A 13525-nucleotide genomic window follows, 5' to 3' on the forward strand; every position below is an offset into this window, starting at 1 on the left:
ATGGCGACGGAACGGTTGTCCGCGGCCCAGGCGCGTCGAACCGCGCTGGCCGCACAGGGATTCACCGATCGCTCACCGTCGGGCGCGCCGACCATGGCGCATCTGAAGCGGGTCGTCGGCCGGACCGGTCTGCTCCAGATGGACTCCGTCAACATCGTCGCGCGGGCGCACTTCATGCCGCTCTACAGCCGGCTGGGTCCTTACGACCCCGACCTTCTGCATCGCGCTGCCTGGCAGCCGGTGCGGGGCCGACGCCGTCTGGTCGAGTACTGGGCGCACGAGGCCGCGCTGATCCCGGTCGAGGACTGGCCGCTGTTCCGTTGGCGGATGGACGAATTCGCCGATGGCCGCTATCGGCACACCCGGGAGATCATGCGTCGCAACCGGAGTCTCGCCGACGACGTACGGGGTGTGATCGACGAGATCGGTGCCGCGACGCCGCGCACCATCGAGGCGGAACTCGGCATCGAGCGTGAACCCGGAACGGCCGGGAGTTGGTGGCAGCGTGGCGAGGTCAAACACCTGTGCGAGGCGATGTTCGCCGCCGGCGACCTGTCGGCCGTGCGGAACGGCAACTTCGTTCGCCACTACGATCTCACCGACCGTGTCGTCGGCGCCGACGTCGCCGCGGTGCGACCTGATCGTGCGCAGGCGCAACGCGAGCTCATCGCCCGCGCCGCACGCTCGCTCGGGGTCGCGACCGTCACCGACCTCGCCGACTACTACCGCATCAAGCCGGCGGATGCCCGGCCGGCCGTCGCCGACCTCGTCGAAGCGGGTGTGCTGCACGAGGTCTCGGTCGACGGGTGGCGTGACCCCGCCTACCTCGCCGACGGCGCGCCCATGCCGCGACGCATCGACACCTCGGCGATCCTGTCGCCGTTCGACCCCCTCGTGTTCTTCCGCCCACGTGCGCAGCGACTCTTCGACTTCCACTACCGCATCGAGATCTACGTCCCCGAACACAAACGCGTGCACGGCTACTACGTGCTGCCCTACCTATTGGGCACCGACCTCGCCGCACGCGTCGACCTCAAGGCCGACCGGAGATCCCGAACCCTGTTGGTACTCGCCGCCTTCGGCGAGCCCGGCCACGATCGCCGCGTCGTCGCCGAGCGATTGGCTGCCGACCTGCGGAGATTCGCGGGCTGGCTCGACCTGGATGACGTGACGGTCGGCGCGAAGGGTGACCTCGCGCGCGATCTCCGAGCGGTGATGGGATGCTGAGCACCGGGAGATCGAAGAAACATGACGGGGACGACCTGAAGGAGAGATGCGACGATGACCGTGTCGTATGAAGGCAACGACTATCGCTTGGTGATGTTCGACCTCGACGACACCCTCGCACCGTCGAAGAGCCCGCTCGACGACCAGATGGTGGACCTGCTGCACCGGATGCTCGAGGTCAGCCTCGGTTGCATCATCTCCGGCGGCAACTTCACCCAGTTCGAGAAGCAGGTTCTCGCGCGCCTCGGCACCTTCGACTCGGTGGGCAACCTCCACCTGATGCCCACCTGCGGCACCCAATACGTCCGCTGGGACGGCGGCGAGTGGGAGACCGTCTACGCGGAGTACCTCAGCGACGACGAGAAGAAGCGCACGCTCGACGTCCTCGAGACCGGTGCCAAGGAACTGGGACTGTGGGAGAGCGAGACCTGGGGCGACATCCTCGAGGACCGCGGCAGCCAGATCACCTTCAGCGCGCTCGGGCAGAAGGCCCCGGTCGACGCCAAGGCCGCCTGGGATCCCGACGGCGCGAAGAAGGAGTCGCTGCGGGCATATGCCGCCGAGCGGCTGCCCGACCTCGAGGTGCGCAGCGGTGGTTCGACGTCGGTCGACGTCACCAAGAAGGGCATCGACAAGGCGTACGGCGCGCTCAAGCTGATGGACATCCTCGGCCTGACCACCTCCGACATCCTGTTCTTCGGCGACCGTCTCGACGAGGGCGGCAACGACTACCCCGTCAAGGCACTCGGTATCACCTCGATCGCCGTCCACGGCTGGCCCGACACCCACGCCAAACTGTCGGCGATCCTGGATCAGAGCACGTAGGTCACACGGCGGGGCGCCCGACGGGTTGGACACGCTGCGTCCCGCTGCGCACCCGGAAGGACTTCGCGTAGAACTGGCCCGACCGCGGATCGGTCTTGTCGTTCAGGAAATACCAGTCCATCTGGGTGGCGGACGGGGTGACGGTCAGCACCGAGTATCCGTGCGAGTCCAGCTCGCAGTAGCGGACGTGGTGATTGGCCGCACTGAACGCGGCCGCGATCGTCGGACCGGCGGTGTTAGCCGGCACGTTGAACATCTCGTCGATGTTGGTCGACGTCACCGACGTCCCGACCAGTTCCGTCGCGACGGTCCCGGCGCCGGGATAGTTCGCGACGTCCACCGGGATGTCGCATGCCCACGACGAGTGGATGTCCCCGGTGATGAACACGACGTTGTCGACGCCGTTGTCCCTGATCGAGTCGAGGAGGCGCCGCCGGTCGGCGGCGTAGCCGTCCCATTGATCCGCGTTGTAGGGGATGCCCTCCTCCGGTATCCCGAGCAGTTCGGTGACCGCCCCGGTGGTCTTCGGATCGAGCGGCGGGATCAGTACCGGCGAGATCATGACCGGATTGCCGACGATCTTCCACCGCGTCTCCGACGAGGTGAGGCCATTGGTCAGCCAGGACATCTGAGCCCGACCCAGCATCGTGCGGGACGGCTCGTCGATCCGTGCCGACACCGCGCTCACCTGGAGGTCGCGGTAGGAGCGCAGATCCAGCATCGACAGCTCGAGAAGTTTCCCGAACCGCAGGCGGCGGAACAGATGTCGGCCTTGCGGGTCGACGCCGGGACGGATCGGCATCCACTCGGAGTAGGCACGCAGGGCGGCGGCGCGTCGAACCTGCCACGACCCTTCGCCGGGCTGGTGATTCTCGGCACCCCCGCGCCAGCTGTCGTTCGCCGACTCGTGGTCGTCCCAGATGCAGATGAACGGCGTCGACCGGTGCAGCGCGGCGAGGTCGGGATCGGTCTTGTACTGACCGTGACGGGTCCGGTAGTCACGCAGCGTTCGGATCTCGTGACGCGGGTCGTGGATCCGGACCGCGCCGGTCTTACCGGTGTACCGGCCGGTTTGGTACTCGTAGTAGTAATCGCCCAGGTGCACCACGGCGTCGAGGTCCCGCTGGTTGTTCAGGTGCCGGTAGGCGGCGAAATACCCGGCCTCCCAGTTGGCGCAGGACACGACGCCGAAGCGGATTCGTCCGACGTCGGCGCCGGTGGCGGGTGCGGTGCGGGTCGTACCGATCGGTGACGTCGCCCCGGCGACCGGTCCGGATGTCACGGTGAACCGGTAGTGGTACGTCGTCCGCGGACTCAGCCCGGTGGCGTCGACCTTGACGGTGAAGTCCCGCTCGGCCGAGGTCTGCACGACACCCGACCCGACGACCGCACCGAAGCCCGCGTCGCGCGCGATCTCCCAGCGCACCGAACATGCCGGTCCCACACCGGAACCCGGCGTCGAGGCGGCGGACTGGGTGATCCGGGTCCACAGGATGACCGCGTCGGGCAGCGGGTCGCCGGAAGCCACGCCGTGGGCGAAGGCCCGCGGGGAAGCAGCCTGAGCTGGGCCGGGATCAGCGACGACGGCGGGCAGGGTGAGTGCGGCCCCGGTGGCGACTGCACCGGTCCGCAGGAAAGTCCGTCGGGTGGACTCATGTCGGGTGGACACACAGGGACCTTACCCACCGTGGCCCGCGACGTCAGGCCGAATCCGAGCCCTTCGGGGCGGTGGGGGACAATCAGGGCACACAAACGTCGAATGGAGGGGACTGCGTGTCCGAATTGGTGCCGCTGAAGGTGCAGATGGTCGCCATGACCCAGTTCACCCCACCGGAGGACGTGACGTGGAGCACGGACGCCGAGGGCGGTGAGGCGCTCGTCGAGTTCGCCGGCCGCGCCTGCTACCAGAGCTGGGACAAGCCGAACCCGCGCACCGCCACCAATGCCGGATACCTTCGGCACATCCTCGAGGTGGGGCACCTGTCGCTGCTCGAACACGCGTCGGTCACCTTCTACATCAGCGGGATCTCGCGCTCGTGCACCCATGAGCTGATCCGGCACCGGCACTTCTCCTATTCGCAGCTGTCGCAGCGGTTCGTGCCCGAACACGACTCCAACGTCGTCGCGCCGCCCGCGATCGTCGGCGACGACCACCTCGAGGAACTCTTCACGGCCGCCACCGATGCGAGTCGTGAGGCGTACACCGAACTCCTCGCCGCACTGGAGGCGAAGTTCGCCGACGTGCCCAACGCGATCCTGCGTCGCAAGCAGGCACGTCAGGCCGCACGGTCGGTGCTGCCCAACGCCACCGAGACCAAGATCGTCGTGACCGGCAACTACCGTGCGTGGCGGCACTTCGTCGGCATGCGCGCCACCGAGCACGCCGACGTCGAGATCCGCCAGCTCGCGGTCGAGTGCCTGCGGCAATTGATGCAGGTGGCTCCCACCGTCTTCGGCGATTTCGAGATCGGCACGCTCGCCGACGGCACCGAGGTCGCGACCTCACCGTTCGTGCTGGAAGGGTGAGGCCCGTCACGGATACGGAGGCGGTAGCCTTGAGCACCATGAACGCAGTCCAGGAACCGCTGCACGAGCATCCCTTCGGGACGAACGTGGTGGCGATGGTGACCCCCTTCCGTCCCGACGGAAGTCTCGATCTGGACAAGGCCGCCGTCCTGGCCGACCACCTCGTGTCGAAGGGGTGCGACGGACTCGTCGTGTCCGGCACCACCGGCGAATCGCCGACCACCACGGTGCCCGAGAAGCTCGATCTGTTGCGCGTCGTGCTGGACGCCGTCGGCGACCGCGCCCGGATCACCCAGGGAGCGGGTAGCTACGACACCGCCGAGAGCGTGCGGTTCGCGATCGAGTCGGAGAAGGTCGGTGCCCACGGCCTGCTCGTGGTGACCCCGTACTACTCCAAGCCGCCGCAGTCGGGCATCCTCGCGCACTTCCGGACCGTCGCCGACGCCACCGCACTTCCCGTGCTGCTCTACGACATCCCGCCGCGCTCGATCGTGCCCATCGCCAACGAGACGATGCTCGCGCTCGCCGAACATCCGAACATCCGCGGTGTCAAGGACGCCAAGGGTGACCTGCACTCGGCCGCCGGCCTCATCGCCACCACCAAGCTCGAATACCTCTCGGGTGAGGACGCACTGAACCTCCCGTGGCTGTCGATCGGCGCCACCGGATTCGTCAGCGTCATCGGGCACCTGGTGCCGGATCGCTTGCGCGAGATGCAGATCGCGGTCGAGAAGGGTGATCTCGCGACGGCGCGGACGCTCAACACGTCGATGCTTCCGCTCGTCAACGCGATGGGACGCCTCGGAGGTGTCACGATGGTGAAGGCGGCGCTGCGCGTTCTCGGACTCGAGGTGGGCGATCCGCGTCTGCCCCAGGTGCCCGCCACCGGGCCCCAGATCGAGGAGCTGATCGTGGATCTTCGTGCGGCAGGTGTTCTCGCCTGATGACCGACAACACCGGCAGCGACAGCGGCGGGCCCGAAGCGCGGCCGGCGCGCACCCGTCGCCGCGCCGCCTCCCGCAAGGCCGGACCGCCCGCCACTCCGCCGGTGTCCGCGGAGCCGACCCCCGCGGAGCCGACCCCCGTGGAAGCCGTCCCGGTGGACTCCGTCCCGGCCACGATCGCGCCCGACCCGGCACCGCCTCGCGCCCCGAAGTCCGAGTCCGCCCCGAAGTCCGAGTCTGCACCGAAGCATGCGTCCCGGCAGCGGTCCGGGTCGTCGTCCGGTGCCCGGCGCGGTCGCCACGAACGCGGCGGCGACGCGCGTGGTCGCCGGAACGAGCCGGCGACCCCGGCACCGGTCGATCGTCTCGGCACCCCGCGGCGCCTGCCCAAGGGCGGACTCCGGATCGTCGCGCTCGGCGGCATCGGCGAGATCGGCCGCAACATGACCGTCTTCGAGTACGACGGCCGTCTCCTGATCGTCGACTGCGGCGTGCTGTTCCCCGAGGACCAGCAGCCCGGCGTCGACCTGATCCTGCCGGACTTCCGCTACATCGAGGACCGCATGGACGATGTCGACGCGGTGATCCTCACCCATGGGCACGAGGATCACATCGGCGCGATCCCGTTCCTTCTGCGGCTGCGCAGCGACATCCCCGTCGTCGGGTCGAAGTTCACCCTCGCCCTCGTCGAGGCCAAGTGTCGGGAACATCGCCTGCGGCCCAAGCTCGTTCAGGTCACCGAGGGGGAGCGGACCACCCACGGTCCGTTCGACTGCGAGTACTTCGCGGTCAACCACTCGATCCCGGACGCCATCGCGCTCGCGATCCGCACGCCGGCGGGTCTCGCCCTGCACACCGGCGACATCAAGCTCGACCAGCTGCCCCTCGACGGTCGTCTCACCGACCTGGCCGGGTTCAGCCGTCTCGGTGACGAGGGCGTCGACCTGTTCCTCGTCGACTCGACCAACGCCGAGGTCCCCGGCTTCGTCACCCCCGAACGTGAGATCGGTGGTGTGCTCGACCAGGTCATCGGCAAGGCCAGGCAACGCGTCATCGTCGCGTCCTTCGCCAGCCACGTGCACCGCATCCAGCAGATCATCGACGTCGCGCACACCCACAACCGGCGCGTCTGCTTCGTCGGCCGGTCGATGGTGCGGAACATGCAGATCGCGCAGGACCTCGGCTACCTGTCGGTGCCGGACGGGGTGGTCGTCGACCTCGACACCGCCGCAACGCTTCCCGACCATCGCATCGTGCTGATCTCGACCGGTTCGCAGGGCGAGCCGCTGTCGGCGTTGTCGCGGATGGCGCGCGGTGAGCACCGCCAGATCAACATCCGCGCCGATGACCTGGTCGTGCTGGCCTCGTCGCTGATCCCGGGCAACGAGAACTCGGTCTTCGCCGTCGTCAACGGCCTGGCCAAGCGCGGTGCCACCGTGATCACCCAGCAGAGCGCCAAGGTCCACGTGTCCGGCCACGCCTCGGCGGGTGAGCTGCTGTACCTGTACAACGCGGTGCGGCCGTCGAATGTGATGCCGGTGCACGGTGAATGGCGCCACCTGCGTGCGAATGCCGCGCTCGCGGTCGCGACCGGTGTGTCCGAGGATCAGGTCGTGCTGGCCGAGGACGGCGTCGTGGTCGACCTCGTCGACGGCCGGGCCGAGATCGTCGGGCGCGTGCCGGTCGGACACGTCTACGTCGACGGACTGTCGGTCGGTGACGTCGGCGAGTCGACCCTGTCGGAGCGTCTCGTGCTCGGTGAGGGCGGTTTCATCGCGATCACCGTCGCGATCGATGCGACGACGGGGCGCGCGGTCAGCTCGCCGGAGGTCTCCGGCCGTGGCTTCTCCGACGACCCGGATGCGCTGAAGGCGGCTGCCGACCTGGTCAACCAGGTTCTCGACTCCCTGGCCGCCGAGGGTGTGAGCGACGCGCATCGCATCGCGCAGGGGATCCGGCGCGCCGTGGGCCGGTGGGTCTCCGAGGCCTACCGCCGCCGCCCGATGATCGTGCCGACGGTTCTCGCGGTGGGAGCCGACTGAACGGTACGACCGTATCGGAAACGCTCGCTACTGTGGACGGGGTGACAGGTGCACAGGAGGAACGAGCGGCTCTCGTCGAGACCCTGAAGAAGGTGGGCCCGGACGCGCCCACCCTCTGTGAGGGCTGGACCACCCGCGATCTGTTGGCTCATCTCGTCGTTCGCGAACGACGCCCCGACACCGGGCCGGGCATCCTGATCCCGGCGTTCGCCGGATACACCGAGAAGGTGCGGACCAAGGCCGCTCGGCGGGACTTCGACGAGTTGCTCGACGAACTCGCCTCGGGTCCGCCGGTCTACTCACCGTTCAAGCTCGTCGACCGGTTCGCCAATCTCGCCGAGATGTTCGTCCACCACGAGGACGTGCTGCGCGGGGGAGCGGACCCGGCGGGCCGCTGGACGCCGCGGATGCTGTCACCCGAACTCGAGGCCGAGCTGCGCGGTCCGGCCACCTCGATGGGCAGGATGACGCTCAAGAAGATCCCCGCACGCGTCACCCTCCGCACGACCGCCGGTGAGGACCTCCTGACCGTCGGCTCCGGGAAGGACGTCGTGGTCACCGGGTCGATCGGTGAGCTCGTCCTGTTCGCGTTCGGACGGGCACCCGTCGCCGTGACCTTCGACGGCGATGCGGACGCGATCGCCGCGGTTCGTGAGAGTTCTCACGGCCTCTAGGGCGTGTCCCGATGCGACCGGGTAACAACTTCGACACGGCGCCGTTATCGGTGTTGCCCATGTGACTGAAGTGAACTCTGCCGACTAGTCTGTCGGTATGGCTTCGAAGGCAAGCACGGGTACGCGCACGTCCGCGTCTGGGTCGCGGGCATCCGGCACTCGCTCGGGTGCGAAAAGTGCCGGACGGTCGACGGGTTCGGCGGCACGTTCGGGCGCGAGCAAGTCGGCCGGGACACGCTCCGGTTCCACCCGCTCCGGCGCGGGCAAAGCCGGATCGTCGCGCGCGTCGAACCGATCCACCGGCAGCGGCAAATCCCGCACACGGCAGTCCGCCACCGCGACGCCGCGCCGCCGGAACACGTCGGCCTCCGCCGAATCGGTCGATCTCCACCGCCGTTCGGTCGCCGCCGCCGGCGCCTCCGCGGTGGGGAAGGGGATCGGAGCCGGCTGGTCACTGTTCGCTCGTGGTGTCGGCAGCGCGGCCCGCGTGGGTTCCGGAGTCGGCCGCGGACCGCGGACCGAGTCGCGTCCGTTCGACGACGACGATTTCGATCTGGATGCCGTCGACGGTGACGACGCCGAGTACGACGATGTCGACGCGGACGTGGTGGGTCCGCGCGGTCAGGGCCATAGTCATCGCCGGGACGGCGTCGCGCTCGGCCTGCTCGGGTTGGGACTCCTGGTCGCGGCCAGTGTGTGGTTCGGTGCCGCCGGGCCGGTCGGTGCGTTCATCGAGGCGTTGATCCGCGCGATCGTCGGGTCCGCGGCCGTCGTGATGCCGGTCGCGCTCGTCGTTGTCGCGATCATGCTGATGCGGCGTCCGGCCGCACCCGAACGCCGTGGGCGCTACCTCGGCGGTGGCTCCCTCGTCGTGCTTCCCCTGCTCGGCATCATGCATCTGATCGCCGGTGCACCGCTGGATCTGCCGGGCCGTTCGGCGGCGGCGGGCTTCGTCGGTTTCGCCATCGGCACGCCGCTCACCGCGGGGGTCACCGCCTGGGTGTCCGTCCCGATCCTGTTGCTGTGCATGGCCTTCGGTGTGCTGATCCTCAGTGGTCGGACCGTGCGCGAAGTCGTCGACGCCGCCGCCGGATACCTCGGCCTGGGCGTGCCCGGTGCCGACGGCGCGCCGTGGGAGGGCGACCTCGACTGGGACGAGGACGCGGAGAACTACGAGGATCCCGACTTCAGGGATCCCGCAGCGGACGATGCCGACGACGATGACGCGGACACCTACGGCTCCCGGGCGACTCGTCGCTCGTACTCGTCGAACCCGTACGACAACTACCCGCCCGACGAGACCCCGTCGCGGCCCTCGAGTCGGTCGCGGCGCAAGCCGGCCAAGGTCGCCGAGGAACCGATCGAAGACGCGGTCACCGAGAACTTCGCCGATGCGTTCACCGAGCCGTTCGGGGACAACGCCCCCGACGAGCAGATGACCGAGGTGATCGACCCCCCGGCCCGTCCGGCTGCTCGCCGCACGACGCCCGCCGCGCGTCCGGCACCCAAACCGGCACCCAAACCGGCACCCGAGCCCGAACCCGACCTCGACGACGAGGAGGCCTTCTCACCGGCGGCCCCGGCTGCCGAGGGCGACTACCTGCTGCCGCCCCCGCATCTGCTGCTCGAAGGCGACCCGCCGAAGGCCGGGACCAGCGCCAACGACGAGATGATCGACCGGATGACCGGTGTCCTCGAACAGTTCAAGATCGATGCCGCGGTCACCGGCTACACGCGCGGACCGACGGTCACCCGGTACGAGGTCGAGCTGGGACCGGGCGTGAAGGTCGAGAAGATCACCGCGCTCCAGCGCAACATCGCCTACGCCGCGGCCACCGACAACGTCCGCCTGCTCGCGCCGATCCCGGGCAAGTCCGCGGTCGGTATCGAGGTACCCAACGCCGATCGTGAGATGGTCCGCCTGGCCGACGTCCTCAGCGCGTCGTCGACCCGCAAGGACAAGCATCCGCTCGTGATCGGTCTGGGCAAGGACATCGAGGGCGACTTCGTCAGCGCGAACCTGGCGAAGATGCCGCACCTGCTCGTCGCCGGTTCGACCGGCTCCGGTAAGTCGAGCTTCGTCAACTCCATGCTGGTGTCACTCCTGAGCCGCGCCACCCCGGAGCAGGTCCGGATGATCCTCATCGACCCGAAGATGGTGGAACTCACGCCTTACGAGGGCATCCCGCACCTGATCACCCCCATCATCACCCAGCCCAAGAAGGCGGCCGCCGCCCTCGCATGGCTGGTGGAGGAGATGGAGCAGCGCTACCAGGACATGAAGGCGTCGCGGGTGCGTCACATCGACGACTTCAACGCGAAGGTGCGCTCCGGCGAGATCACCACTCCGCTCGGCAGCGAGCGGGTGTACAAGCCGTACCCGTACATCCTCGCCATCGTCGACGAACTCGCGGACCTGATGATGACCGCGCCGCGCGACGTGGAAGAGGCGATCGTCCGCATCACGCAGAAGGCGCGCGCCGCCGGCATCCACCTGGTCCTCGCGACGCAGCGTCCGTCGGTCGACGTCGTCACCGGTCTGATCAAGACCAACGTGCCATCGCGCCTGGCGTTCGCCACGTCGTCGCTGACCGACTCGCGCGTCATCCTCGATCAGCCGGGCGCCGAGAAGCTCATCGGCATGGGTGACGGCCTGTTCCTGCCGATGGGCGCCAACAAGCCGATCCGCATGCAGGGCGCCTACATCTCCGACGAGGAGATCGCGGCCGTCGTCGACTTCACCAAGGAGCAGGCCGAGCCGGAGTACACCGAGGGTGTCACCGCGGCGAAGGCCGGCGAGAAGAAGGACATCGACAGCGACATCGGCAACGACCTCGACGACCTGCTGCAGGCGATCGAACTCGTCGTCTCCAGCCAGTTCGGGTCGACGTCGATGCTGCAGCGCAAGCTGCGGGTCGGCTTCGCGAAGGCGGGGCGCCTGATGGACCTCATGGAGACCCGCGGCGTCGTCGGACCCAGCGAGGGTTCCAAGGCGCGCGAGGTGCTCGTCAAGCCCGACGATCTCGCGGGCGTGATCGCCTCGATCACCGGCGGTGGAGACGAAACGGACGGATCGGGAGACTGAAGAACTCTCTGACCTGAGGTTTCTGCGGAACTACTACAGCCTGTACTAAAGTGACGGCAGATCCATGAGGGGAGTATCCCCGACGCGGCGTCTCCGTCAATACGGTCAGGGCCCGCGATGATGCCGATCATCGTCGCAACCCTGGCCCGGAGCGTCGGCCGCCATCTCGGCGGGAGAGACCTCTGGCTCGTCAGCTTATGCTGCCTGCTGGAGGAATGCTGTGGATGTCTCTGTATCCGTGTGGCTGATCACTGTTGCGGTGATCCTCGGATTGTTCGTGTTCGACTTCTTCTCCCACGTGCGCGTGCCGCACGCCCCGTCGCTCAAGGAATCGGGCACCTGGTCGGCGGTGTACATCGCGCTCGCCATCGTGTTCGGGCTGTTCGTCTGGTGGAAGTGGGGATCGACGTTCGGCGGCGAGTACTTCGCCGGCTACGTGACCGAGAAGGCGCTCTCGGTGGACAACCTGTTCGTGTTCGTCATCATCATGGCGAAATTCGCGGTGCCTCGTGAGTATCAGCAGAAGGTGCTGCTGCTCGGCATCGTCATGGCGCTGGGCATGCGCGGCATCTTCATCGCCGTCGGCGCCGCCGCGATCAACGCCTACAGCTGGGTGTTCTACCTGTTCGGCGCGTTCCTGATCTTCACCGCCGTCAAGCTCGTCCGGGAGAGCGACGACCCCGTGGAGCACGAGGAACAGCGGGAGAGTCGCCTCGAGCGGTTCGTCAAGCGGTTCCTGCGCACCCATGACTCCTACGACCGCGACAAGCTGTTCACCCGCGTCAACGGCAAGCGTCTCGCGACGCCGATGCTGATGGTCCTCATCGTCATCGGGTTCACCGACGTGCTCTTCGCCCTCGACTCGATCCCGGCGATCTACGGCCTGACCCAGGAGCCGTACCTGGTGTTCACCGCCAACGCCTTCGCGCTGATGGGCCTGCGTCAGCTGTACTTCCTGCTCGGCGGGCTGCTCGACCGGCTGGTGTACCTGTCGATCGGCCTGTCGATCATCCTTGCGTTCATCGGTGCGAAGCTCGTCCTGCACGCGCTGCACGAGAACACCCTGCCGTTCGTCAACGGCGGTGAGCATGTAAGCGTCCCGGAGATCTCGACGCCGATGTCGTTGTCGGTGATCGTCGGTGTCCTGGTGATCACCACCGTCGCAAGCCTGGTCAAGAGCAGGTCGGCGGTGTCGAAGAGTTAGCGGCAGGGGTCAGAACGGTCCGAAGACCTGGGTCCACTCGTCGATCCGTACGGCGTCGACCGCCTCGTGCGCCTGGAACGGGTCGTTGGCGAGGAACGCCTCGGCGGCCTCGAGGTCGGCCGCGCTGATGATGATCAGCGCGCCCGACCCGTCCGGGTACGGTCCCGCGATGAGCACGTTTCCCGCGGTGTTCTCCTCGCCGAGCCACTGCCGATGAAGCGGCCGGTGCTGGTCGCGGAGCGCGGCCTTGGCCGGACGGTAGGTGTACTGGACGGCGAAATAGGGCATCGGTTCACTCCTGGGTGATGGTGGCCAGCATCCTGGTGTTCCCCAGGGTGTTGGGTTTGACGTAACTCAGGTCGAGGAACTCCGCGACACCGGTGTCGTACGAGCGGCACATCTCCTCGAACACCTCGCGCGTGACCGGGGTGCCCTCGATCTCGCGGAAGCCGTGCTTGGCGAAGAAGCTCGTCTCGAAGGTCAGCACGAAGACGCGGGCCAGTTCGAGTTCGCGGGCGATCTCCATCAGCCGGCCGACGATCTTGTGCCCGATGCCACGTCCGGAGAACACGGGATCGACCGCGACCGTGCGAACCTCGCCGAGATCGGCCCACAGTACGTGGAGCGCACCACATCCCACGACCAGCCCGTCGACTTCGGCGACCCAGAACTCCTGGACCGACTCGTAGAGGGTGACGAGGTTCTTCTCCAGGAGGATCCTGCCCGCGTACTTGTCGATGAGTTCCTTGATGCGCGGTACGTCCGACGTACGCGCGCGCCGGACGGCGATGTCCCGAGTAGTCGGTTCGGGCGCAACGGGATCCGCCGCGGACTCGGGTTGGGCGGGCTCCGGGGAGACGGGGGACATGGGAACTCACCTTAGTCCTGTGAGGTCGTGCGCCCCACGGTGATGTCGGGGCGCGTAGCGGCCCGGGTGACCTTCCGCGGGGCGTGGACCGATACCCTGTGGGGTGTGAGTACGAGAATTCCCGTGTATC

The 13525-nt window shown here is 67.9% G+C and carries 11 protein-coding genes; 8 read left to right on the plus strand and 3 right to left on the minus strand.

What is annotated here, in order from left to right:
* A complete protein-coding gene (locus tag BPODLACK_RS04935) occupies positions 1 to 1227 on the plus strand; it encodes a winged helix-turn-helix domain-containing protein (RefSeq protein WP_024498467.1) in 1227 nt (408 codons plus the stop codon).
* A 54-nt stretch (positions 1228 to 1281) separates the two neighbouring features.
* Positions 1282 to 2052 (plus strand): HAD-IIB family hydrolase, encoded by a 771-nt coding sequence (locus BPODLACK_RS04940; protein ID WP_024498468.1) that lies wholly within the window; start codon positions 1282 to 1284, stop codon positions 2050 to 2052.
* A 1-nt stretch (position 2053) separates the two neighbouring features.
* On the opposite strand, the gene BPODLACK_RS04945 is transcribed toward BPODLACK_RS04940, so the two are convergent.
* Entirely contained in the window at positions 2054 to 3721 is a 1668-nt protein-coding gene (locus tag BPODLACK_RS04945) for an alkaline phosphatase D family protein (protein WP_159404829.1), read from the minus strand.
* 104 nt (positions 3722 to 3825) lie between these two features.
* Between BPODLACK_RS04945 and thyX the strand changes: the two genes are divergently transcribed.
* The 6 genes from thyX (at position 3826) to BPODLACK_RS04975 (ending at position 12527) form a co-directional block, all read left to right on the plus strand.
* The gene (gene thyX / locus BPODLACK_RS04950) at positions 3826 to 4578 is read left to right on the plus strand and encodes an FAD-dependent thymidylate synthase (RefSeq protein ID WP_024498470.1); all 753 of its coding nucleotides are present in this window, start codon (positions 3826 to 3828) and stop codon (positions 4576 to 4578) included.
* Between the two features lie 38 nt (positions 4579 to 4616).
* Positions 4617 to 5522 carry a 4-hydroxy-tetrahydrodipicolinate synthase gene (gene dapA / locus BPODLACK_RS04955; RefSeq protein ID WP_024498471.1) on the plus strand — a complete coding sequence of 302 codons (906 nt, stop codon included), beginning with the start codon at positions 4617 to 4619 and terminating at the stop codon, positions 5520 to 5522.
* Positions 5522 to 7564, plus strand: a complete 2043-nt coding sequence (locus BPODLACK_RS04960; RefSeq protein WP_159404830.1) for a ribonuclease J — start codon at positions 5522 to 5524, stop codon at positions 7562 to 7564. The genes dapA and BPODLACK_RS04960 overlap by 1 nt, the downstream gene beginning before the upstream one ends.
* Before the next feature lie 41 nt (positions 7565 to 7605).
* Positions 7606 to 8238, plus strand: coding sequence for a TIGR03085 family metal-binding protein (locus tag BPODLACK_RS04965; protein ID WP_024498473.1), 633 nt, complete (start codon positions 7606 to 7608; stop codon positions 8236 to 8238).
* Between the two features lie 97 nt (positions 8239 to 8335).
* On the plus strand, positions 8336 to 11323 hold the full coding sequence (locus BPODLACK_RS04970; RefSeq protein WP_035760355.1) for a DNA translocase FtsK: 2988 nt from the start codon (positions 8336 to 8338) through the stop codon (positions 11321 to 11323).
* 220 nt (positions 11324 to 11543) lie between these two features.
* The gene (locus tag BPODLACK_RS04975; RefSeq protein WP_024498476.1) at positions 11544 to 12527 is read left to right on the plus strand and encodes a TerC family protein; all 984 of its coding nucleotides are present in this window, start codon (positions 11544 to 11546) and stop codon (positions 12525 to 12527) included.
* A 9-nt stretch (positions 12528 to 12536) separates the two neighbouring features.
* On the opposite strand, the gene BPODLACK_RS04980 is transcribed toward BPODLACK_RS04975, so the two are convergent.
* Together BPODLACK_RS04980 and BPODLACK_RS04985 are read right to left on the minus strand one after the other, a co-directional pair.
* Positions 12537 to 12815: a YciI family protein gene (locus BPODLACK_RS04980; protein ID WP_024498477.1), complete on the minus strand. Its 279-nt coding sequence runs from the start codon at positions 12813 to 12815 to the stop codon at positions 12537 to 12539.
* Between the two features lie 4 nt (positions 12816 to 12819).
* Positions 12820 to 13395, minus strand: coding sequence for an amino-acid N-acetyltransferase (locus tag BPODLACK_RS04985; RefSeq protein WP_024498478.1), 576 nt, complete (start codon positions 13393 to 13395; stop codon positions 12820 to 12822).
* Positions 13396 to 13525 lie beyond the last annotated feature (130 nt).

Origin of the sequence: Gordonia sp. YY1 (genome assembly GCF_009872315.1) — a bacterium.
GTDB classification, from domain to species: Bacteria; Actinomycetota; Actinomycetes; order Mycobacteriales; family Mycobacteriaceae; genus Gordonia; species Gordonia amicalis.

Bases quoted from the DNA above. Each gene is read 5' to 3' on its own strand.
- BPODLACK_RS04980 (WP_024498477.1), bottom strand. From the start codon at position 12,815: ATGCCCTATTTCGCCGTCCAGTACACCTACCGTCCGGCCAAGGCCGCG.
- BPODLACK_RS04985 (WP_024498478.1), bottom strand. From the start codon at position 13,395: ATGTCCCCCGTCTCCCCGGAGCCCGCCCAACCCGAGTCCGCGGCGGAT.
- dapA (WP_024498471.1), top strand. From the start codon at position 4,617: ATGAACGCAGTCCAGGAACCGCTGCACGAGCATCCCTTCGGGACGAAC.
- BPODLACK_RS04960 (WP_159404830.1), top strand. From the start codon at position 5,522: ATGACCGACAACACCGGCAGCGACAGCGGCGGGCCCGAAGCGCGGCCG.
- BPODLACK_RS04970 (WP_035760355.1), top strand. From the start codon at position 8,336: ATGGCTTCGAAGGCAAGCACGGGTACGCGCACGTCCGCGTCTGGGTCG.
- BPODLACK_RS04940 (WP_024498468.1), top strand. From the start codon at position 1,282: ATGACCGTGTCGTATGAAGGCAACGACTATCGCTTGGTGATGTTCGAC.
- BPODLACK_RS04935 (WP_024498467.1), top strand. From the start codon at position 1: ATGGCGACGGAACGGTTGTCCGCGGCCCAGGCGCGTCGAACCGCGCTG.